General features: G+C 69.8%; 21 protein-coding genes. 12 read left to right on the forward strand and 9 right to left on the reverse strand.

The window, feature by feature from the left end:
* Positions 1–26 precede the first annotated feature (26 nt).
* The 3 genes from LG388_RS23960 to LG388_RS23970 all read left to right on the forward strand — a co-directional run bounded on the left by LG388_RS23960 (position 27) and on the right by LG388_RS23970 (position 2293).
* A complete protein-coding gene (locus LG388_RS23960; protein ID WP_225785054.1) occupies positions 27–605 on the forward strand; it encodes an isochorismatase family protein in 579 nt (192 codons plus the stop codon).
* Positions 602–1225: a DJ-1/PfpI family protein gene (locus LG388_RS23965; protein ID WP_225785055.1), complete on the forward strand. Its 624-nt coding sequence runs from the start codon at positions 602–604 to the stop codon at positions 1223–1225. The genes LG388_RS23960 and LG388_RS23965 overlap by 4 nt, the downstream gene beginning before the upstream one ends.
* Before the next feature lie 93 nt (positions 1226–1318).
* Positions 1319–2293 (forward strand): GlxA family transcriptional regulator, encoded by a 975-nt coding sequence (locus tag LG388_RS23970; RefSeq protein ID WP_225785056.1) that lies wholly within the window; start codon positions 1319–1321, stop codon positions 2291–2293.
* A gap of 50 nt (positions 2294–2343) precedes the next feature.
* On the opposite strand, the gene yccS is transcribed toward LG388_RS23970, so the two are convergent.
* The 4 genes from yccS to murJ all read right to left on the reverse strand — a co-directional run bounded on the left by yccS (position 2344) and on the right by murJ (position 7590).
* Positions 2344–4572, reverse strand: a complete 2229-nt coding sequence (gene yccS, locus LG388_RS23975; protein WP_225785057.1) for a YccS family putative transporter — start codon at positions 4570–4572, stop codon at positions 2344–2346.
* A gap of 87 nt (positions 4573–4659) precedes the next feature.
* Positions 4660–5085 (reverse strand): VOC family protein, encoded by a 426-nt coding sequence (locus tag LG388_RS23980; protein ID WP_225785058.1) that lies wholly within the window; start codon positions 5083–5085, stop codon positions 4660–4662.
* Positions 5086–5092: 7 nt separating this feature from the next.
* Entirely contained in the window at positions 5093–5944 is an 852-nt protein-coding gene (locus tag LG388_RS23985) for a SirB1 family protein (protein WP_225785059.1), read from the reverse strand.
* An 83-nt stretch (positions 5945–6027) separates the two neighbouring features.
* Positions 6028–7590: a murein biosynthesis integral membrane protein MurJ gene (gene murJ, locus LG388_RS23990; protein WP_225785060.1), complete on the reverse strand. Its 1563-nt coding sequence runs from the start codon at positions 7588–7590 to the stop codon at positions 6028–6030.
* Between the two features lie 120 nt (positions 7591–7710).
* Between murJ and rpsT the strand changes: the two genes are divergently transcribed.
* Entirely contained in the window at positions 7711–8025 is a 315-nt protein-coding gene (gene rpsT, locus LG388_RS23995; protein ID WP_225785061.1) for a 30S ribosomal protein S20, read from the forward strand.
* A 129-nt stretch (positions 8026–8154) separates the two neighbouring features.
* On the opposite strand, the gene LG388_RS24000 is transcribed toward rpsT, so the two are convergent.
* Positions 8155–8478 carry a DUF3579 domain-containing protein gene (locus LG388_RS24000; RefSeq protein WP_225785062.1) on the reverse strand — a complete coding sequence of 108 codons (324 nt, stop codon included), beginning with the start codon at positions 8476–8478 and terminating at the stop codon, positions 8155–8157.
* 203 nt (positions 8479–8681) lie between these two features.
* Between LG388_RS24000 and LG388_RS24005 the strand changes: the two genes are divergently transcribed.
* From LG388_RS24005 to LG388_RS24020, 4 genes are all read left to right on the forward strand, one after another.
* Complete coding sequence (locus LG388_RS24005; RefSeq protein WP_225785063.1) at positions 8682–9878, forward strand: aspartate aminotransferase family protein; 1197 nt, start codon at positions 8682–8684, stop codon at positions 9876–9878.
* Between the two features lie 132 nt (positions 9879–10010).
* Positions 10011–10973, forward strand: a complete 963-nt coding sequence (gene argF / locus LG388_RS24010) for an ornithine carbamoyltransferase (RefSeq protein WP_225785064.1) — start codon at positions 10011–10013, stop codon at positions 10971–10973.
* A 51-nt stretch (positions 10974–11024) separates the two neighbouring features.
* Positions 11025–11582, forward strand: a complete 558-nt coding sequence (locus LG388_RS24015; RefSeq protein ID WP_225785065.1) for a hypothetical protein — start codon at positions 11025–11027, stop codon at positions 11580–11582.
* Positions 11579–11887 (forward strand): YkgJ family cysteine cluster protein, encoded by a 309-nt coding sequence (locus LG388_RS24020; protein ID WP_225785066.1) that lies wholly within the window; start codon positions 11579–11581, stop codon positions 11885–11887. The genes LG388_RS24015 and LG388_RS24020 overlap by 4 nt, the downstream gene beginning before the upstream one ends.
* Positions 11888–11922: 35 nt before the next feature.
* Here LG388_RS24020 and LG388_RS24025 read toward each other — a convergent pair whose 3' ends face one another.
* Both LG388_RS24025 and LG388_RS24030 read right to left on the reverse strand, forming a co-directional pair.
* A complete protein-coding gene (locus LG388_RS24025) occupies positions 11923–12201 on the reverse strand; it encodes a hypothetical protein (RefSeq protein WP_225785067.1) in 279 nt (92 codons plus the stop codon).
* Between the two features lie 42 nt (positions 12202–12243).
* A protein-coding gene (locus tag LG388_RS24030) for an IS3 family transposase (RefSeq protein WP_225783007.1) occupies positions 12244–13427 on the reverse strand; the annotation gives its coding sequence in 2 pieces (ribosomal slippage) (positions 12244–13136 and positions 13136–13427; 1185 coding nt in all).
* A 222-nt stretch (positions 13428–13649) separates the two neighbouring features.
* Between LG388_RS24030 and LG388_RS24035 the strand changes: the two genes are divergently transcribed.
* Positions 13650–15047 (forward strand): GntP family permease, encoded by a 1398-nt coding sequence (locus LG388_RS24035; protein ID WP_225785068.1) that lies wholly within the window; start codon positions 13650–13652, stop codon positions 15045–15047.
* 45 nt (positions 15048–15092) lie between these two features.
* Positions 15093–15885 (forward strand): IS5-like element ISStma16 family transposase gene (locus LG388_RS24040; RefSeq protein WP_086009121.1). Its coding sequence is split into 2 segments (ribosomal slippage): positions 15093–15352 and positions 15351–15885, totalling 795 coding nucleotides; the frame shifts between segments, so codons are not numbered across the junction.
* Between the two features lie 63 nt (positions 15886–15948).
* Here LG388_RS24040 and LG388_RS24045 read toward each other — a convergent pair.
* The gene (locus LG388_RS24045; protein ID WP_225785069.1) at positions 15949–16332 is read right to left on the reverse strand and encodes a RidA family protein; all 384 of its coding nucleotides are present in this window, start codon (positions 16330–16332) and stop codon (positions 15949–15951) included.
* A gap of 172 nt (positions 16333–16504) precedes the next feature.
* Between LG388_RS24045 and LG388_RS24050 the strand changes: the two genes are divergently transcribed.
* Both LG388_RS24050 and kynA read left to right on the forward strand, forming a co-directional pair.
* Positions 16505–17701, forward strand: a complete 1197-nt coding sequence (locus LG388_RS24050; RefSeq protein ID WP_225785070.1) for an amino acid aminotransferase — start codon at positions 16505–16507, stop codon at positions 17699–17701.
* A 94-nt stretch (positions 17702–17795) separates the two neighbouring features.
* On the forward strand, positions 17796–18674 hold the full coding sequence (kynA, locus tag LG388_RS24055) for a tryptophan 2,3-dioxygenase (protein ID WP_225785071.1): 879 nt from the start codon (positions 17796–17798) through the stop codon (positions 18672–18674).
* 50 nt (positions 18675–18724) lie between these two features.
* On the opposite strand, the gene LG388_RS24060 is transcribed toward kynA, so the two are convergent.
* Positions 18725–19789 carry an AraC family transcriptional regulator gene (locus LG388_RS24060; protein WP_225785072.1) on the reverse strand — a complete coding sequence of 355 codons (1065 nt, stop codon included), beginning with the start codon at positions 19787–19789 and terminating at the stop codon, positions 18725–18727.
* Between the last annotated feature and the right edge of the window lie 41 nt (positions 19790–19830).

Consider the following 19830-nt stretch of genomic DNA (forward strand, 5'->3'; position numbering starts at 1 on the left):
AACCCTCCATGTCTCGAGGATTCGCCATGAAAAGCTGTCTGATAGTGATCGACGCGCAGGAGTCGTTCCGCCACCGCCCCTTTTACAGTCCGGCCGACGTGCCGGCCTGGCTGGCGGCGCAGAACGCGCTCATCGCAGGCTGCATCGCGGCCGATGTGCCGGTGCTGCGCGTGTTCCACGTCGATGGACCGGCCGATGCCTCGAACCCTTTCGCCGAGGCATCCGGCCTCGTGCGCCCCATCGACGGCCTGGCCGAATTCGAAGCCTGCGCCACCTTCGTCAAGCACCGCCACAGCGCGCTGGTGGGCAGCGGCCTGGATGTCTGGCTCACCTGCCACGGCATCGGGCGCCTGATCGTGAGCGGCATCCGCACCGAGCAGTGCTGCGAGACCACCACGCGCCATGCCTCGGACCTGGGCTGGACGGTGGATTTCGCGCTGGACGCCACGCTGACCTTCGACATGGTGCAGCCCGACGGGCAGCCGCTGTCCGTCGCGCAGATCCGGGCGCGCACCGCCACCGTGCTGCACGGCCGCTTTGCCCATGTGTGCAGCGCCGCCGAAGCGCTGGCGCGCACCCGCACCGTGGAGGCCGTGCCCGCATGACCACGCTGCAGGTCACGATCCTCGTGTTCGACGACGTCGAAGTGCTGGACTTCGCCGGTCCGTACGAAGTCTTCACCACCGCCGCGCGCGTGCGGGCGCGCCAGGCGCCCGCGCAGGCACCGGTCTTCCGCGTGTCGCTGGCCGCCCCCCGCCTGGCGCCGGTGCGCGCCCGCGCCGGCCTGCGCGTGCTGCCCGACCATGCGCTGCAGGAGGCGCCGCCGGCCGACATCCTGCTGATCCCGGGCGGCGTGGTGGACGGCCCGCGCCAGTCGCCCGCCGTGCTGGCGTGGATCGCGCGCCAGCACGCCCAGGCGCGGCTCACGGCCTCGGTCTGCACGGGCGCCTTCCTGCTGGCCGAAGCCGGCGTGCTGCCCGACGGCCCCTGCACCACGCATTGCGAGGACGCGGCCGACCTGCAGGGCCAGTTCCCCGCCTTGCAGGTGGACACCTCGCGCCGCTGGGTGGCCCAGCCCGCGCGCCGGCTGTGCACCTCGGCCGGCATCAGCGCCGGCATCGACCTGAGCCTGCACCTGGTCGGCGAATGGGCGGACCCCGCGCTGGCCGAGGCCACGGCGCGCCAAATGGACTACCCCGGGGCCGCCGAGGGCCGGACGCTGTGAACGCCGGTCCGCGCCTGCCGCCCGCACGGCGCTCGCCGCCGGCCGCAGGCGCGCATCGCGGGCCTGTGGGCGCCTGCAAACCTTGTCCTTGACATGCCAGAGCCGCCCATCCGCGTCCTTTTCGTGCTGTTGCCCGACAGCCTCATCCTCGACTGGGCGGGCCCGGCCGAGGCGCTGCGCATCGCCAACCAGCAATTGCGCGCCGACGGACGGCCCGAGCGCTTCCGGCTCGAATTCGTGGGGCCTGCGCCCTCGGCGCGCAGCTCGGTCGGCGCCCAGTTGCAAGGGCTGGCGCCGCTGCCCGCGCAGTGGGGCGACGAGCCGGCCTGGATCGTGCTGGTCGGCCAGCCGGGTGAGCGCATCGCGGTGCACACGCCCGAGGCGCGCGCGCTGCTGCACTGGCTGCGCGGCCAGCGATTGGAGGCCGGGCGGCTGGAGCTGCTCACCGTGTGCGCGGGCGCGGTGCTGGCGGCCCACGCCGGCCTGCTTGCCGGCCGCCGCGCGACCACGCACCACCACCATCTGCAGGAACTGGCCGAGGTCGAACGGCACTGCGAGGTCGTGAACAACCGCGTCTTCGTGCTCGACGCGCCGGTCTACAGCAGCGCGGGCGTCACCACCGGCATCGACCTGGTGCTGCACCGCATCGCCGCGCTGTGCGGCGATGCGCTGGCCGCGCGCGTGGCACAGGCGATGGTGGTGGCGCTGCGGCGCGGCCCGCACGATCCGGAGCTGTCGCCCTTCCTGGCCCACCGCAATCACCTGCATGCGGCGCTGCACCGCGTGCAGGACGCCGTCAGCGCGCAGCCGCAGGAGGACTGGACCGTGCCGCGCATGGCCGCAGTGGCCTGCACCTCGCCGCGCCATCTGGCACGCCTCTTTGCCGAGCACACGGGCGTGGCGCCGCTGGCCTACCTGCGCCGCCTGCGCCTGGCCACGGCGCAGATGGCCCTGGCGGCCGGCGCCAGCGTGGGGCATGCGGCGGCGCAGGCCGGCTTCAGCTCCGACACGCAGCTGCGGCGCGCGTGGCGGCATTTCGGCCTGCCCGGCACGCCGGGCGGCGGCTGAAGGCCGCCCGCGGCTGGGCCCGCATCCCGCGCAGCCGCCCGCCGGGCGGATCACGCCTGCGCAGGTTCATCCGTCGCTGCGTGGCGCCGCGCCAGCCAGCCGGCCGCGTGGCCCGCCAGCGCATCGATCTGCAGCCACACCAGCGCCAGCTGCGTGCGCACCAGCCGCAGCGTGGCCGTCTCATCCTCCGACGCCGCGCCGCTGCCGTGGTCGGCCATCGCCGAGAGGGCGGCGCGCGCGGCCCGAGCCGCGGCGGCCGGCGGCGCGGGCGGCTCGCCGCGCGCCAGGGCCCCGCCCAGCGCCTGGAGAGCCGCCACGGCCTCGGCCGCCGCCTGCTGGAGCACCGGGCCGCGCACGGCGTCCGTGAGCGCCATGCGGTGCGCGCCCAGCGCCGAGAGGTAGTTGAGCAAGGTGTGCGACTGGATCAGGAAGCGCAGCGCCGCCCCGGCCTGCGGCCGCGCGAAGCCGGGCTCGCGCAGCATCTCGTTCACGGCCGTGGCCAGCGCGGCATCGGCGTTGTGCGCGTTGCGCCGCGCCAGCCGGTAGGCCAGCGTGTCGTTGGCACCGCTGCGGTACTGCGCCGCGATCTCGGCCAGGTAGGCGCCCTGCGCGTGCAGCGCCTGGCCCGCCACCTCGTGCATGCGCCGCGCCTGCCAGTGCGGCAGCACCAGCAGCACGGCCAGGCCGGCGATCGCGCTGCCGATGGCGGTGTCGATCAGGCGCGGCACGATCAGCGTCGCGCTGTCCATCACTTGGTGGAAGCTCAGCAGCACCAGCAGCGTCACGCAGGCCGTGGCCAGCAGGTAGCGTGTGCCGCGCAGGGCGAAGAAGAGCACGCCCGCCATCACCGCGAAAAGCGTCTGCGCCAGCGGCTGCGGGAACAGTTCGACCAGCGCCCAGCCGACCACCACGCCCAGCGCTGTGCCGGCGATGCGCTGGCCCATGCGCGCGATGGTGTCGCCATAGCTGGGCTGGCACACGAAAAGCGTGGTCAGCAGGATCCAGTGGCCGTGCGGCAGGTGGAACAGCCGCATCACACCGAAGCCCGCCGCCAGCGCCACGCCCAGGCGCACGCCGTGCCGGAACAGCGGCGAGCGCGGCGTGCACTGGCGGCGCACGCGCGCCCAGGCGTCGCGCCAGCCGCGCGGCGAACGGTCGAACAGGCTCATGTCGGCGCGGCCCAGGCGCGCCGCCGGGTGCGCCGTGTGGCTGGCGCCGGCCAGCTGGCCTTCGAGCTGCGCCAGGTTGCGCGCCAGCGCCTCGACCGAGCTCAGCAGCGCCGCGGCCTCGGGCGCCAGGCCCTGCGCGCGCGCATGGGCGATCGCACTGCGCAGCTCGGCCAGGGCCTGCACGCCGGCGTCGCCCCTCACGAAGGGCTCGCGCCGCGCGATGGACGCGGCCAGGCGGCGGCAGGCCTCGCCCTGCAGGTTCAGCACGCGCTGGCAGCGGTACAGCAGGTCGCTGTGGAAGAAGGTGCGGGCCAGGGCCTCGTACTGCTCGTGCGAGGAACTCGCGCGCTCGTGCACGTCCTGCGCGATCAGGTACAGGCCGCGGTAGCGCGCCAGCCGCCCCGAGGGCGCGCGCCGGCCCAGGCGGCTGAAGAGCGCTTCCTTGGTGGCGTTGAGCGCTTCCACCACGGCGGCGTTGCGGCGCGCCAGCACGAGGCGGCGGCCCTGCACGTCCACGTCGCGCAGCGGCTCGAGGAGCGAGGCCTTGTACTGCACATGCGCACCCAGCACCTGGAACAGCCGCACCAGCAGCGCCTGCACGGGCTGCACCGGGAACAGCGCGCACCAGAGCACCGACACCCCGCCGAAGGCGGCGGCGCCGGCCAGCAGCAGCGCGGGCTCCTGCCAGCGCCACCCGGCCAGGCCGGCCGCCTGCGCATGCTCGGCGCTCAACGTCGCGTACATGCCCAGGATCAGGGTGGCGTAGGCGATGGCCTTGTAGCGCGCGCCCACGGCGCCGAGCATGGTCAGGCCGAAGGCGGCCAGCGCGAAGGCGGCCACATAGGCCAGCGGATGCGGGAACAGCCATTCGACGCCCGAAGCCATGAGCGCGAAGCAGCCCAGCGTGGTGGCCGTGGCACGCAGGCGGCCGCGCCAGCTGTCGTCGGTCTCGGCCAGCGCGCTGGCGATCACGCCCAGCGCCAGCGGGATCGCCGCCGTCGGCCAGTCCTGCCAGCGGCACAGCGCCATCAGGCCCCCCAACACCAGCAGCACGCGCAGCGGCTGCGCCTGCGCGGCCAGGGCCGGGCCGTGCCGCCTGAGGACATTCATCCGCAAATTCATGGAAAGGGTGCGCGCAGGATGCGTGCCACCAGGGCAGCGCCGGCCCGGCCGGCTCGCGCCCACGCGGCGCATCGCTCAGGTATCGGCCCGATCCGCGCAGAAGCGCAGCACGTGCCCGTCGGGCTCGCGGATGGCGAACTCGCGCAGGCCCCAGGGCTGCGAGGTGGGCGGCTCCAGCACCGTGACGCCGCGCTGGCGGTAGGCCGCGTGCAGGCCGTCCACGTCGTGGCCGACGTGGATCACGATCTCGCCGCGCCAGGGCACCGCCGGGCGCGGGCCGCCCTGCCACAGCCGCAGGTACACGGCTTCGCCCAGTTCGCGCGAGGGCGGCACGTGCTTGACGCGGGCGTAGGTGGGCGGCTCGCCAGCGATGAAGTCCTGCTCGAAACCCAGCACTTCGGAGAACCAGCGCGCCGCCCGCACCACGTCCGACACGGGCAGCACCGGCTGCACGCCGTGGAACTGGTGCACGGCCCCGAGGGGAGCGCTGCCGGCGGACATGGCCGACTCAGTTCCTGGCCCGCCGCAGCGCGGCCACGCGTTCGGCGACCAGGTCCACGTCCAGCGCGTCCTCGGCATGCGCCAGATAGGTTTCCAGGTCCTCCACCGCGCGCTGCGTGTGGCCCTGCTGCGCATGGGCCATGCCGCGGTCGCGGTATTCGGCCCAGGCTTCGGGCAGCAGCACGACCAGCCGATCCTGCACCGGGATCAGCCGCGCCCAGTCTTCCTGCGCCTGGTGGATTTCCTTCAGGTTGCGCAGCATGCGCGCGATGATCTCGCGCGAGGACGCAGGCTGCAGATACAGGCCCAGCGGCACGTCGAACTCGCCGACCAGGCCGCTGCTGCGCTTGTATGGCTCCAGCCGCTCGCTGAGCTCCTCGCGTGAGAGCGACTGGCCGGTGAACGGGTCCAGCACCACCTGGCCCTTGGGCAGCGCGACCTTGAGCATGAAATGGCCCGGGAAGCTGATGCCGCGCGCCGACAGGTTCAGACCCTGCGCCAGTTCCAGCCACAGCACGGCCAGCGAAATGGGGATGCCGCGGCGCGTGCGCAGCACGGCGTTGAGGTAGCTGTTGTCGGGGTCGTAGTAGTCGTTGACGTTGCCGCCGAAGCTCAGGTCGCGGAAGAAGAACTGGTTCAGCGCGCGCAGCCGGGCCAGCGGCGCGGCGTCGGCGGGCAGGCGGCGCTTGAGGCGCGCAAGCAGCTGGTCCACGTCACCCAGCACCTGCTGCACGTCCACGTCGGGGTACTCGTCCTGCGCCAGGCTGGCGGCCGCTTCCAGCAGCGGGAAGTGGTCGTCGCTCTGGACCAGCGATGCGAAATAGGCCAGCGGCGTGGGAGGGTCGAAGCTCAGAGGCATGGGGCTTTGTAGTGGAGGGGCTGCACAGCGTCAAGGCAGCCTCTCATGCGGTTTCGGGCCAGGCCCGGGCGGGCGCCTCAGCCTCAGCGCCGCAGGAGGCTGCGCAGCCGCACGCCCACGGCCGTGAGCGCACCGAAGTACAGCAGCGCCGCGCCGGCGATGAAAGCGGCCAGCCAGGCGATGCGCAGCAGCCGCGCCTCGCGCAGCGCCACCCAGTCGATGGCGCGGTTGCCCCACCACAGCAGCGCGCCCATCAAGGCCGAGGCCACGAGCACCTGCAGCACGAAGCGGCCCCAGCCCCGCAGCGGCTGGTAGCTGCCGCGCCGGATCAGCCCCACCAGCAGCCACAGCGCATTGACCATGGCACCGATGCCGATGGTCAGCGTGAGCGCCGCATGCTGCAGCTGCGGCACCAGCAGCAGGTTGAGCAACTGCGTGAGGACGAGCACGCCGATGGCGATGACCATCGGCGTCTTCATGTCGTGCTTGGCATAGTAGCCCGGCGCCAGCACCTTGATGGCCACGATGCCGACCAGCCCGACGCCATAGTTGGCCAGGGCCAGCGTGGTGCGCTGCACGTCGGTGCCGGTGAAGGCGCCGTTGTGGAACAGCACCGCCACCAGCGGCTGCGAAAAGAGCAGCAGCGCCACCGCGCAAGGCACGGCCAGCAGCAGCACCAGGCGCAGGCCCCAGTCAAGCATGGCGCTGTAGCGCGCTTCGTCCTTCGCCGCGCGGGCCGAGGCCAGCTGCGGCATCAGCACCACGCCCAGGGCCACGCCCAGCAGCGCCGTGGGGAACTCCATCAGCCGGTCGGCGCTGGTGATCCAGGTGACGCTGCCGGCCGCCAGGTGCGAGGCGATCTGCGTGTTGATGAGCAGCGAGATCTGCGCCACGCTCACGCCCAGCAGGGCCGGCAGCATGAGGCGCAGCACCTTGCGCGTGGGCCCGTCCTGCCAGGCCGTGCGCAGCGCGCGCCAGCCCAGGCCGATGCGCGGCAGCATGCCGATGCGCCGCAGCGCCGGCAGCTGGATGGCCAGCTGCAGCACGCCGCCCAGCATCACGCCCGCGCATTGCGCGTAGATCGGCTCGATGCCCCAGCGCGCGAACAGCGGCGCGCCCACGAGCAGCGACAGGATGAGCGCCAGATTGAGCAGCACCGGCGAGGCGGCCGGCACGGCGAATTTCTTCCAGGTGTTGAGCACGCCGCCCGCCAGCGCCACCAGCGACATGAAGCCGATGTAGGGGAACATCCAGCGCGTCATGACCACGGCGGCGTCGAAGGCGCCCTTGTCCCGCAGGCCGCTGGCCATGGCCCAGACCATCAGCGGCGCCCCGACCACGCCGGCCACGCACAGCAGCACCAGCACCCAGGTCAGCAGGGTGGCCACATGGTCGACCATGTCCTTGGCCGCCGCCTCGCCCTGCTGCGTGCGGTGCGCGGCCAGCACGGGCACGAAGGCCTGGCTGAAGGCGCCCTCGCCGAACACGCGGCGAAACAGGTTGGGAATGCGGAAGGCGACGTGGAAGGCGTCGGTCAGCGCGCTGACGCCGAAGACCGAGGTCATCAGCACGTCGCGCACCAGGCCGGTGACACGCGAGGCCAGGGTGAGCAGGGAAACGGTGGAGGCAGCTTTGAACAGGGACACGGCGGCGTGCAGTGTAGGGGCTCGCCCCCACCGGAGCCGGCCCCTTTTGCGCCCCGGCCACGGCTGGGATAGAATCCGCGGTTCGCTGCAACATCCCCAGACACCAAGGAATTCAGAAAAATGGCATCTGCCAAGCCCAAGAAGAAGAACCCGCGCCTCGCGTCGGGCCGCAAGCGCGTCCGCCAGGACGTCAAGATCAACGCCGCCAACAGCTCGCTGCGCTCCAAGTACCGCACCGCGGTGAAGAACGTCGAGAAGGCCGTCGCCGCCGGCGACAAGACCAAGGCCTCCGAGCTGTTCGCCAAGGCCCAGAAGGTGGTGGACACCGTCGCCGACAAGGGCATCTTCCACAAGAACAAGGCTGCGCGCGACAAGAGCCGCCTGGCTGCCAAGGTCAAGGCCCTGGCCCTCGCCGCCGCACCGGCCGCCGCCTGACGGACATTCAGGTCAGCCCGGATCGCCCCGCCCTCTTCGGGCATCTGCGATCCGCCGTTTGATCGGGTGCGCTGCAGCGAAACGAGAGAACCGCCTTCGGGCGGTTTTTTCATGGGCGCGAGTAGAGGATCAGTCCTTGGCCGGCTTCGCGTCGGGCACCAGGCAAGCCTCGGCCACCTGCAGGTCGTTGTCCTTGGCGAAGTTCATCACGAAGTCCCAGGCCATCGGCTCCGCGTCGCGCAGGTCGCGATGCACCACCACGCACTTGACCCCGTTGACCACCGTGGGCACGCACCAGGGCGAGTAGCTCAGGTGGCTGCCGGGGCGCGCGCCGCCGGGCCGGAATTGGCACATGACCCCTGCCAGGCGCTCGGCCCAGTCGCTGGGACGGAAGGTGCGCCCGGCGCTGGTGATGCCCTGGATGAAGATCTCTTTGGAGGGGGAAGGAGCCATGGAGGGAAAGACGCCGCCTGGGTGTTGCGGCGCACAAGATTCTACCGCCGGGCCTTGCAGGCTTCGTGCCGCCCTGGGCATGCGCCGTGCCTGTCCAGGGGCATCCGGCCGGGCATGGCTGTGATGCGCAATCCTCAACGAAGGCGTCATGGCCCGCTCCTAGAATCCCGCTTCCCTTTCACGCTGCGACCCCTGGAGAGCCCATGAGCGCCACCGCCGAACCCACCTCGCCCCACGTCATGAACACCTACGGTCGCCTGCCGATCGCACTGTCGCATGGCCAGGGCTGCCGCGTCTGGGACACGAACGGCAAGGCCTACCTGGACGGCCTGGGCGGCATCGCCGTGAACACGCTGGGCCACAACCACCCCGAGCTGGTGCCGGCCCTGCAGGAGCAGCTGACCAAGATCATCCACAGCTCCAACTACTACCACGTGCCTGGCCAGGAAAAGCTGGCCGCCAAGCTGACCGAGCTGGCGGGCATGACCAACGCCTTCTTCTGCTGCACCGGCCTGGAAGCGAACGAAGCCGCGCTCAAGCTCGCGCGCAAGTTCGGCCACAACAAAGGCATCGAGAAGCCCGAGATCGTGGTCTACGAGAAGGCCTTCCACGGCCGCAGCATCGCCACGCTGAGCGCCACCGGCAACGCCAAGATCCAGGCCGGCTTCGGTCCGCTGGTCGAGGGCTTCATCCGCGTGCCGCTCAACGACATCGAGGCGCTCAAGGCCAAGACCGAAGGCAATCCCAACGTGGTGGCCGTCTTCTTCGAGACCATCCAGGGCGAAGGCGGCATCAACCCCATGCGCGCCGAGTACCTCCAGCAGGTGCGCCAGCTGTGCGACGAGCGCGACTGGCTGCTGATGATCGACGAGGTGCAGTGCGGCATGGGCCGCACCGGCAAGTGGTTCGCGCACCAGTGGGCCGGCATCGTGCCCGACGTGATGCCGCTGGCCAAGGGCCTGGGCTCGGGCGTGCCGGTCGGCGCCGTCGTGGCCGGCCCCAAGGCGGCCGAGCTGTTCCAGCCCGGCAACCACGGCACCACCTTCGGTGGCAACCCGCTGGCCATGCGCGCGGGCATCGAGACCATCCGCATCATGGAAGAACAGAACCTGCTCGCGCATGTGCAGCAGGTCGGCGACCACCTGAAGGCCGCGCTGCAGGCCGCCTTCGACGGCGTGGCCGGCGTGAAGGAAGTGCGCGGCCAGGGCCTGATGCTGGGCATCGAGCTGGACCGGCCCGCCGGCGCCATCCTCACGCGCGCCTGCGAGGCCGGGCTGCTGCTCTCGGTCACGGCCGACAGCGTGATCCGCCTGGTGCCGCCGCTGATCCTCACCATCGCCGAAGCCGACGAGATCGTCGCCATCCTGGCGCCGATCGTGAAGGACTTCCTGCAGGAGTGAGCGCCACGTGCGCGCCCGCCGCATCGGCGCGCGCGGCGATCCGCCTCGAAGGGCCGGCCGGATGGCGCGAGCACCCTGCCACAATGCACCTTTGAGCACACCGGGGGCCGCGAGGCGCCCGCCTCTTTCGCCATGACCTCTCCCGCGATCCGCCACTACCTGCAGTTCTGCGACCTGAGCGCCGACGAGTACGCCTACCTGTTCGAGCGCGCGGCGTTCATCAAGCGCAAGTTCAAGGCCTACGAAAAGCACCACACGCTCTCCGACCGCACGCTGGCCATGATCTTCGAGAAGGCCAGCACCCGCACGCGCGTGAGCTTCGAGGCCGGCATGTACCAGCTCGGCGGCAGCGTGGTGCACCTGACCACGGGCGACAGCCAGCTGGGCCGCGCCGAGCCCATCGAGGACAGCGCCAAGGTCATCAGCCGCATGACGGACCTCGTGATGATCCGCACCTTCGAGCAGGAGAAGATCGAGCGCTTCGCCGCCAACTCGCGCGTGCCCGTCATCAACGGCCTGACCAACGAGTTCCACCCCTGCCAGATCGTCGCCGACCTCTTCACCTTCCTGGAACACCGCGGCACCGACGCGGAAGGCAAGCCCGACATGGCTCGCCTGGCCGGCAAGACGGTGGCCTGGGTCGGCGACGGCAACAACATGGCCAACACCTGGCTGCAGGCGGCCGACCTGCTGGGCTTCACGGTGCATGTGAGCACGCCCAGCGGCTACGAAATCGACGAGAAGCTGGCCTTTGGCGGCCGCACGCCGCGCGCCGGCAGCTACAAGGTGTTCAAGGACCCGATGGACGCCTGCCGCGGCGCCGACCTGGTGACCACCGACGTGTGGACCAGCATGGGCTACGAGGCCGAGAACGAGGCCCGCCGCAAGGCTTTTGCCGACTGGTGCGTGGACGAGGCCATGATGGCCGTCGCGCAACCCGACGCCCTCTTCATGCACTGCCTGCCCGCCCACCGCGGCGAGGAAGTGCAGGCCGAAGTCATCGACGGCCCGCAGTCCGTGGTCTGGGACGAGGCCGAGAACCGCATGCATGCGCAGAAGGCGCTCATGGAGTACCTGCTGCTGGGCCGGCTCTGAGCCCCGCCGCCTGACGCCTTCGTGCGCAGCGCCCGCCGCGGCGCCCGACCCATGGACCTGATGACCAGCTACCTGCCGCGCTACCAGTTCGCGCAGGCGCACAGCCTGCACGTGCCTGCGCCGCCTGCGCGCGTGCTGGCTGCCGCAGCCCGGCCCGAGGTGGTGGACGACCCGGTGGCACGCCGGTTGATCACGCTGCGCGAACTGCCATCGCGGCTCGCGGGGCGGCTGGGCCTGCACTCGGCGCTGGCGCAACGCCCGGCCTTCGGTCTCGCCCATTTCACACCGCTGGGCCGCAGCGAAGAAGAGCTGGCCTTCCGCCTGGCCGGCCGCTTCTGGCAGGCCGACTACGGCCTGGTGCCGCTGGCCGATGCACCGGCCTTCGCCGCCCTCGACGCCGCCGGCCTGGCCAAGCTGGTGCTCAACTTCAGCGTGCAGCCCGAAGGCCGCGGCACGCGCCTGAGCACCCGCACGCGCGTCTGGTGCGGGGACGACGCGGCGCGCCGCCGCTTCACCCCCTACTGGTGGTTGATCCGTCCCGCGAGCGGCCTGATCCGGCAGCGCCTGCTACAGCGCGTGCGCGCCGCCGCACTGGCGCCCGACGCATGAGCAGTTGCCAGCAATGCGGCGCCTGCTGCGCCGCCTACCGCGTGGACTTCAGCGTGCACGAGCTGATGAGCGAAGGCGGCCCGGTGCCCGACGGCCTGGCGCTCGCATTCACGGGCAGCCTGGCGCGCATGCGCGGCACCGACCATTCGCCGCCGCGCTGCGCGGCGCTGTCGGGCCGCATCGGCAAACGCGTGGGCTGCGGCATCTACGAATGGCGGCCCGGCCCTTGCCACGAACTGGAAGAAGGCAGCGATGCCTGCCAGCGGGCGCGGGCGCGGCATGGGCTCCTGCCGCTGCCGAACTGAAGCGCGGGCGCGGCGCCGACAGCAGCTTTGTACGCCTATGACTGCGGTGGATCGGCCACCGCGGTACTGCTGCCGTGGACTTTCGCGAAGGTGAGGATCACTTCGCGGATCAGCTTGCGCTGCGGCGCAGGCAGTTGCAGGAAGGCGTCGAAGGTTTCGCGCTCCAGGTAGCCCGCACCCTCGTCCCAGCGTTTCTGCTCGGCACGCAGGTGGCGCAAGGTGCGGTCACCGAAACGAAGGAAGTGCGGCTCCACCTTGAGCCGACGGGCCAGCTCTTGCAGCTTGTCCTGGGTGGGAATCGCCTCGGCGTTCAACCACTTCCAGGCTGACCTTGCCTCGTTTTCACGTACATCAAGTCATGCAGCCAAGCTGGTGCTCTCCCAGATCACCGGGGGCAGGAAGCCGTTAGCCGAGTGCAAGCGCTGGCGGTTGTACCAGCCCTCGATCCAGTCGACGATGTCCAGCCTGGCCTGCGCCCGCGTGTCGTAGCGTACCTGGTAGATGCGCTCGACCTTCAGCGTCTTGAAGAAGCTTTCCATCGGCGCGTTGTCCCAAGCGTTGGCCTTCCTGCTCATGGACATCGTGATGCCCAACTCGGCGACCAGCGCCCGGTAGCGTCCGCTCGCATATTGCGCCCCACGGTCGCTATGTACCAGCAGGCCCTTGGGCGGCTTGCGCTGCCACCAGGACGACTTCAAGGCAGTACACACCAGCGTGGCGTCGATGGTCTCGGACATCGACCAGCCCACGATCCGCCGGCCAGCCAGGTCCATCACCGCCGCCAGATACAGCCAGCCCTCGCCGGTGGCCACATACGTTATGTCTGCCACCCACGCCTGATCAGACTGCCAGCCGTCGAAGCGCCGATCCAGCAGATTCGCCGCCACCGGCAGGCAATGTGCTGAGTCGGTGGTCACCACGAACGGCCTTCTGTACACCGGGCGCAGGCCCTGGCGCCGCAGGCTCTTGCGCACTCGCTCGGCGCTGACGACTTCGCCCTGCTGGCGCAGCTTGTGGACGATCCGAGGGCGGCCATAGCTTCGGCGGCTTGCATCGTGGATGGCCGCCACCTTTGCGTCCAAAGCTTGGTTCGCGAGTGTGCCGGCACTGGGCGGGCGCACGCGCCATTGGCAGTAGCCGCTGCGGGACACCTGCAGCACGCGGCACAGCCGGCTGACGGTGTACTGGTCGCGATGCTCATCGATCCAGGCGTACTTCATCGCGACCCCCTGGCGAAGTACGCCGTCGCTTTTCGAAGGACTTCCACGTCCAGCTTCGCGTCGGCCAACTCTCTGCGCAGGCGGCTGTTCTCTGCCTCCAGTTCGCTCACCGGGCGCCGAGTGGGCCCCTCACTGGGCGGCACAGCCGCGCCGCCAGAGCCGGCCGCTGCAATGCCCTTTCTGGACCAATTGCCCAACGTCGCCACCGGCACCCCAAGACGTCGCGCGGCCTCGTGCCCGCCGACCGACGCCGCAAGCCTGATAGCCTCGGCCTTGAATTCCTGTGTGTACTGCCTCTTGGGCAGCCTGCCTTCTTTCATCTCGATTCTCCGTACCTTTGAAGTTTCCAACTTCTTGCTGTACGTGAAATCGAGGCAAGGTCATCGGCTCGGCCCGCACTTTCTGCACATACCTTGCTCCATCGCAAGGTGCGCCGCAAGAGCCCGCACCGCCGTGAGGCCTGCGCCTGAGACTGCCATCGGCCTGCGCTAGATTCGAACGCTTTTGTGCTGCAATGCAGCAGCAAAAGCCTACCCGAATCCATGCTGGCGATCGTCGTTTCTCTCCTCGTGCTGATGCTGCTGGCCTATCGCGGCGTCACGGTGCTGCTGCTGGCCCCTCTCGCAGCCGCGCTGGCCGTGCTGCTGTCGGGCGATGCGGCGCTGCTGCTGCCGCTGTACACCAGTACCTTCATGGCCGCGCTCAGCGGCTACGTGCTGCAGTACCTGCCCATCTTCCTGCTGGGCGCGCTGTTCGGCCGGCTGATGGCCGACTCGGGAGCCGCACAGACGCTGGCGCTGTGGATCGTGCGCAACGTGGGCGAGCGCCACGCCATCCTCACGGTGGTGCTGGCCTGCGCGCTGCTCACCTATGGCGGCGTGTCGCTGTTCGTCGTGGCCTTCGCCATCTACCCGATCGCTCGCAGCCTGTTCCAGACGGCCGACATCCCCAAGCGCCTGGTGCCGGCCACCATCGCGCTGGGCTCCTTCACCTTCACGATGACGGCGCTGCCGGGGTCGCCGGCGATCCAGAATGCGATCCCGATTCCCTACTTCGGCACCAACGCCTTCGCGGCACCGGGCCTGGGCGTGATTGGCGCGGTCTTCATCTTCACGGCCGGCCTGCTGTGGCTCCAATGGCGCGCCGCCGGGGCCCGACGCGCCGGCGAAGGCTACGGCCGGCACGAGGACGCCGCGGCCCGCGATGACGACCAGGCACTGACCCAGTTGCAGCAGCAGACCCTGCCGCTGCCCCTGGCACTGCTGCCGCTGCTGCTGGTGGTCGGCGTCAACGCGCTGCTGACCTACGCCGTGTTCCCGCGCGTGGACCTGGGATTCATGACCGAGCGCTTCGAATCGCTCGACCCGGCCAGGCTCACGGGCCTGTGGTCGCTGATCATCGCGCTGCTGACGGCCTGCGCGACCCTGATCGTGAGCCGCCTGGGCCACTGGCAGGACCTGAAGGAGAGCGTCAACCAGGGCGTGTTCGGCTTCATGCTGCCGCTGTTCAACACGGCCTCCGAAGTGGGCTACGGCGCCGTCATCGCCAGTCTGGCCGGCTTCGCGCTGATCCGGGACGCGGTGCTCAACGTGTCGCCGGGCAATCCGCTGATCTCCGAGGCCATCGCGATGAACGTGCTGTCGGGCATCACGGGCTCGTCCTCGGGCGGCCTGTCGATCGCGCTGCAGACCCTGGGCGTGGACTACCTGCAGATGGCGCAGCAGGCCGGCATCAGCCCCGAATTGCTGCACCGCGTGGCCGTGATGGCCGCCGGCGGCATGGACACGCTGCCGCATTGCGGCGCCATCATCACCCTACTGTCCATCTGCAAGCTGACGCACCGCCAGTCGTATGCCGACGTAGCCGCGGTCACCATGCTGTTCCCGCTGCCGGCCCTGGTGCTGGTGATCACCCTCGGCACCCTGTTCGGCAGTTTCTGAGAACGTGTTCAAAGTCTCACCCTCTTGATGTGAGAAGCTCGGTGGGTGAGAAAAGGCTACCCCAGCGACATCAAGCGCGAGCAGTTCGAGGTGATCCGGCCATTGCTGGAGAGTGCGCGCAGAAAGACTGCCCCACGCAAAGTGGAGCTGTACGAGGTGTTTTGCGCCGTGCTTTACCTGCTGCGCACGGGCTGTCAGTGGCGGGCACTGCCCAGTGACTTTCCCAAGTGGCGCACCGTGCACTCGTACTTTGCCATCTGGAGCGAGCCACGCGAGGGTGGCAGCCTGCTGGAGCAGGCATTAAAAAAATCAGGTTGGCGCGGCCCGCGAGAAACTGGGGCGCAACGCCTGCAGCACGCTCTTGATCGTGGACGCGCAGAGCGTGAAGAACACGGACACGGCGGGCTTGAAGGGCTATGACGCAGGCAAGAAGGTCTCGGGCATCAAGCGCCACATCGCGGTGGACACCCAGGGATTGCCGCATGCGATAGCGGTGACCACGGCCGAGGTGACGGACCGCAAAGGCGCACTGCAGGCGCTACAGCGCTGCAAGCCCCGGTTGAGCCGGCTACAAAGCCTGCTGTGCGATGCAGGCTACATCGGTCGGCCGTTCGCGCAAGGCGTGCAGCAGATTCTGGGAGGGCATGTGACGGTGCAGATCGCCAAGAGAAGCGAGCTTCACACTTTCAAGGTGATGCCCAAGCGCTGGGTCGTGGAACGCAGCTTTGCCTGGCTGGACAAGAACAGGAGGCTGTGGAAGAACTGCGAGCGATGGCTCAACACCAGCCTGCAGTTCGTCCACTTGGCATTCTTGGTGCTCTTGCTCAAGAGACTTTGAACACGCTCTGAGCGAAGACCGGGGCCGCAGCCTGTGTGGGCGGCCCCTAGCAACGCGGGCCGCTCAGCCCTGCTCCAGCATCCCGTACGCCACGATCTCGATCTTCATGCCCGGCACCACCAGCGCGGCCACCGCGGCGCTGGAGCGATTGGGGTACGGCGCCTCGAAGAACTCGCGATACACGGCGTCGATGGCCGGCATGTCGGTCACGTCGGTCATGTAGATCAGCACCTGCGTCACGTCGGCCAGCGTGCCGCCGGCGTTTTCCAGCGTGCGGCGCAGGTTCTCGAAGGTCAGGCGCGTCTGCGCCTCGATGGGACCGGTGTCGATGCTGCCGTCCTGGCGCACCGGGCCGTGCGCGGTGAAGAGCATCGCGCCCGTGGCCTTGACGGCCCACGAGAAGGGTTGCTTCAAGGCCGGCAGGCCAACGTCTATCACTTGCTTCATGGGCTGGAATCCTTGGTTTTGTTTCTTTGATGAAACGAGGTACAAAATAGGGATCAGGCGTTGTGAATAACCGACACCACGCCATTTTTTGCGGTGTTAACTTCCCCGGCACTCGCCCTCGACAAGCGATTTCCTACAGCCTTCCCTCATTTCCTCTGACACGCGAGCTCCCATGTTCCAGCACGTCCCAGCCTATCCCGGTGACCCGATTCTCTCCCTGATGGAGGACTTCCAGGCCGATCCGCGCCCCCACAAGGTCAGCCTGAGCATCGGCATCTACTTCGACGACGAGGGCAAGCTGCCCGTGATGTCGGCCGTGCGCAAGGCCGAGACCGCGCTGCTGCAGAACATCGGCCCGCGCTCCTACCTGCCCATGGAAGGCATGGCGGCGTATCGCCTGGCCGTGCAGAAGCTGGTCTTCGGCGCCCAGCACGAAGCCGTGACCAGCGGCCGCATCGCCACCCTGCAGACCCTGGGCGGCTCGGGCGGCCTGAAGGTGGGTGGCGACTTCCTGCGCCGCTACTTCGGCGGCTCGCAGGTCTGGGTCAGCGACCCGACCTGGGAGAACCACAAGGCCCTGTTCGAAGGCGCCGGCTTCAAGGTCAACACCTACCCCTACTACGACGAAGCCACGGGCGGCCTGCGCTTCGACGACATGCTGGCCACCTTCAAGCAGTTGCCCAAGCAGAGCATCGTGCTGCTGCACGCCAGCTGCCACAACCCCACGGGCGTGGACCTGTCGCAGGACCAGTGGCGTACGTTGATCCCCGTGATCGCCGAGCGTGAACTGATCCCTTATGTGGACATCGCCTACCAGGGCTTCGGCGACGGCGTGGACGCCGACGCCTTCGCCGTGCGTTCGCTGGCCGATGCCGGTGTGCGCTTTTTCGTCTCCAATTCCTTTTCCAAGAGCTTCTCGCTGTACGGCGAGCGCTGCGGCGGCCTGTCGGTGGTGTGCAAGGACAAGGAAGAGGCCGACCGCGTGCTGGGCCAGCTCAAGTCGGCCGTGCGCGCCAACTATTCCAGCCCGCCGACGCACGGCGCCCGCCTGGTGACGCAGGTGCTGGACACCCCCGAACTGCGCGCCGAATGGGAAGCCGAACTGGGCCAGATGCGCGCGCGCATCAAGGACATGCGCGAGCGCCTGTACGCCGCGCTGAACGCGCGCTTCGAAGGCCAGCGCGACTTCCGCTACTTCCTGACCCAGCGCGGCATGTTCAGCTACACCGGCCTCACGCCCGAGCAGGTGGACCGCCTGCGCGACGAGCACGGCGTGTACCTGGTGCGCTCGGGCCGCATGTGCATCGCCGGCCTGTCGACGAAGAACGTGGACCACGTGGCCCAGGCGGTCGCCGCCGTCCTGGCCTGAGGCTTGCAACGATCGCTTCCCGAGCCCTGCGGCCGCTGGCGCGCAGGGCTCGCGGAGCCGTTTCCGCGCCGCAAGCGCACGCAGAGGTAACCCCATGACCTGCCCCCACGATCCGAATGCCGGCGCCCGCCGCCCTGAAGACATCGTCCACGAGGAAAAGGCCCAGCTCGACTTCAGCCAGTCGATGAGCTACGGCGATTACCTGCATCTGGACGAAGTGCTCAACGCCCAGCATCCGCTCTCGCCCGCGCACGACGAGATGCTGTTCATCGTGCAGCACCAGACCAGCGAGCTGTGGATGAAGCTGATGCTGCACGAACTGCGTGCCGCCATCGCCGCCATCGCCAATCCGTCGGAAGACACCAAGCCCGAGGCTTTCAAGACGCTGGCGCGCGTCTCGCGCATCATGGAGCAGCTGGTCAACGCCTGGACCGTGCTGTCGACCATGACGCCGCCCGAGTACACCGCCATGCGGCCCTACCTGGCCAACTCCAGCGGCTTCCAGAGCGCGCAGTACCGCTGCATCGAGTTCGCGCTGGGCAACAAGAACGCCGCCATGCTCAAGCCGCATGCGCACCGGCCCGACCTGCTGGCGCAGGTGGAAGCCGCCTGGCGCGCGCCCTCGCTGTACGACGAAGCGCTGCGCCTGATGGCGCGCCACGGCCTCGCGGTGCCGGCCGACCGGCTGGAGCGCGACTGGACGCAGCCCTATGTGGCCAGCCCCGGCGTGGAAGAAGCCTGGCTCACGGTGTACCGCGACCCGCACCGGTACTGGGACCTGTACCAGCTGGGCGAGAAGCTCACCGACATCGAGGACGCCTTCCGCCTGTGGCGCTTCCGCCATGTGACCACCGTGGAGCGCGTGATCGGCTTCAAGCGCGGCACCGGCGGCACGGGCGGCGTGAGCTACCTGCGCAAGATGCTGGACGTGGTGCTCTTCCCCGAGATCTGGACGCTGCGCACGGCGCTCTGAGCCGGCCCGGCGCGCCGGGCGCCCTGGGTGGGCGCGGCCCACGCGCCCCCTCAGGCCGGCAGCGGCTCGCCGCCCACGCGCACCGGGCGGTGCGCCGGCTCCCCCTTCAACGCGCTCGGCGGCTGGCCGACGATGCGTTTGAAGGCGCGGCTGAAGGAGGCCTCGGAGTCATAGCCCAGCCGGTTCGCGGCCACGGTCACGCGCATGCCCTCCTGCGCGATCCAGCGCCGGGCCTGGAACATCTTGACCTTGGCCACGTAGCGCGCCGGGCTCTCGCCCACCGTGCGCGTGAAGGCTTCGGCAAAGCGCGAGCGCGACACGCCCATGAGGTCGGCCAGCGCCGGCACGCGCCAGTCGCGCTCCGGCTCGGCATGGATGGCGGCAATGACCTGTCCGATGCGCGGGCACTGCACGGCGGCCAGCCAGCCCGTGGCGTCGTTGCAGGCGCACTCCACCCAGGCGCGGATGATACTTGCCGCCAGCACATCGGCCAGCCGCGCGAGGATGCCGCAGCTGCCGATGCGGTCCATCGCCACCTCGCGCTCCATCGCATCGAGCAAGGCGGGCACGCCGGGGTTGCGCCGTGCCAGTTCGTCGGCGCGCATCAGTTCGGGCATCAGCGCCAGCAGGGGATGCAGGGGGTCCAGGTTGAAACGCAGGGTGCCGCAGAACAGCACGTCCGGCGCGGCGGGCGCAGCGCCGGCGCCCTCCTCGCCGCCCCGCCCGGGCCCTGCGCCGCGCACCACGTAGACCTGCTCCGACACCGGCACGCGCGGCAGCGCCTGCACGTCGGTAGGCTGCAGCCCAGGCGCACTGGCCAGCACATGGGCACTGCCGCGCGGCAGCAGGACGGCATCGCCCGGCGCCAGCCGAAGCCAGTCGCCGCCTTCCACGCGGAGCCAGCCGCCGCCGCTGGCGACGAAATGAAAGCGTGCCTCGCGCTGCGCCGGAAAGCGCACCGCCCAGGGCGCCTGCAGGATGCAGCGCCCGTATTCCACGCCGTCCAGGCGCAGGCCCAGCAGGATCCGGGTCAGCAGATCGCGCCGATCCGGGGGCACGGGCGGCAGCGTCCCCACCTGCGCAGACGCGGCAAGGCTGGAGGATTGGTCAAGCATTTGGTTCTTTATGGCATGGAAACGCCGGTATCCTAGACCTA

This window comes from Xenophilus sp. Marseille-Q4582, from assembly GCF_916700565.1.
Lineage (GTDB): Bacteria > Pseudomonadota > Gammaproteobacteria > Burkholderiales > Burkholderiaceae_C > Xenophilus.

What these genes read in the sequence shown, in the direction of transcription:
- LG388_RS24060 (WP_225785072.1), bottom strand. Translation starts at nt 19,789, where the DNA reads ATGCTTGACCAATCCTCCAGCCTTGCCGCGTCTGCGCAGGTGGGGACG.
- LG388_RS24050 (WP_225785070.1), top strand. Translation starts at nt 16,505, where the DNA reads ATGTTCCAGCACGTCCCAGCCTATCCCGGTGACCCGATTCTCTCCCTG.
- LG388_RS24015 (WP_225785065.1), top strand. Translation starts at nt 11,025, where the DNA reads ATGGACCTGATGACCAGCTACCTGCCGCGCTACCAGTTCGCGCAGGCG.
- yccS (WP_225785057.1), bottom strand. Translation starts at nt 4,572, where the DNA reads ATGAATGTCCTCAGGCGGCACGGCCCGGCCCTGGCCGCGCAGGCGCAG.
- LG388_RS24005 (WP_225785063.1), top strand. Translation starts at nt 8,682, where the DNA reads ATGAGCGCCACCGCCGAACCCACCTCGCCCCACGTCATGAACACCTAC.
- LG388_RS24020 (WP_225785066.1), top strand. Translation starts at nt 11,579, where the DNA reads ATGAGCAGTTGCCAGCAATGCGGCGCCTGCTGCGCCGCCTACCGCGTG.
- LG388_RS23960 (WP_225785054.1), top strand. Translation starts at nt 27, where the DNA reads ATGAAAAGCTGTCTGATAGTGATCGACGCGCAGGAGTCGTTCCGCCAC.
- kynA (WP_225785071.1), top strand. Translation starts at nt 17,796, where the DNA reads ATGACCTGCCCCCACGATCCGAATGCCGGCGCCCGCCGCCCTGAAGAC.
- LG388_RS23965 (WP_225785055.1), top strand. Translation starts at nt 602, where the DNA reads ATGACCACGCTGCAGGTCACGATCCTCGTGTTCGACGACGTCGAAGTG.
- LG388_RS24000 (WP_225785062.1), bottom strand. Translation starts at nt 8,478, where the DNA reads ATGGCTCCTTCCCCCTCCAAAGAGATCTTCATCCAGGGCATCACCAGC.
- rpsT (WP_225785061.1), top strand. Translation starts at nt 7,711, where the DNA reads ATGGCATCTGCCAAGCCCAAGAAGAAGAACCCGCGCCTCGCGTCGGGC.
- LG388_RS23985 (WP_225785059.1), bottom strand. Translation starts at nt 5,944, where the DNA reads ATGCCTCTGAGCTTCGACCCTCCCACGCCGCTGGCCTATTTCGCATCG.
- LG388_RS23970 (WP_225785056.1), top strand. Translation starts at nt 1,319, where the DNA reads ATGCCAGAGCCGCCCATCCGCGTCCTTTTCGTGCTGTTGCCCGACAGC.
- LG388_RS24035 (WP_225785068.1), top strand. Translation starts at nt 13,650, where the DNA reads ATGCTGGCGATCGTCGTTTCTCTCCTCGTGCTGATGCTGCTGGCCTAT.
- LG388_RS23980 (WP_225785058.1), bottom strand. Translation starts at nt 5,085, where the DNA reads ATGTCCGCCGGCAGCGCTCCCCTCGGGGCCGTGCACCAGTTCCACGGC.
- LG388_RS24045 (WP_225785069.1), bottom strand. Translation starts at nt 16,332, where the DNA reads ATGAAGCAAGTGATAGACGTTGGCCTGCCGGCCTTGAAGCAACCCTTC.
- argF (WP_225785064.1), top strand. Translation starts at nt 10,011, where the DNA reads ATGACCTCTCCCGCGATCCGCCACTACCTGCAGTTCTGCGACCTGAGC.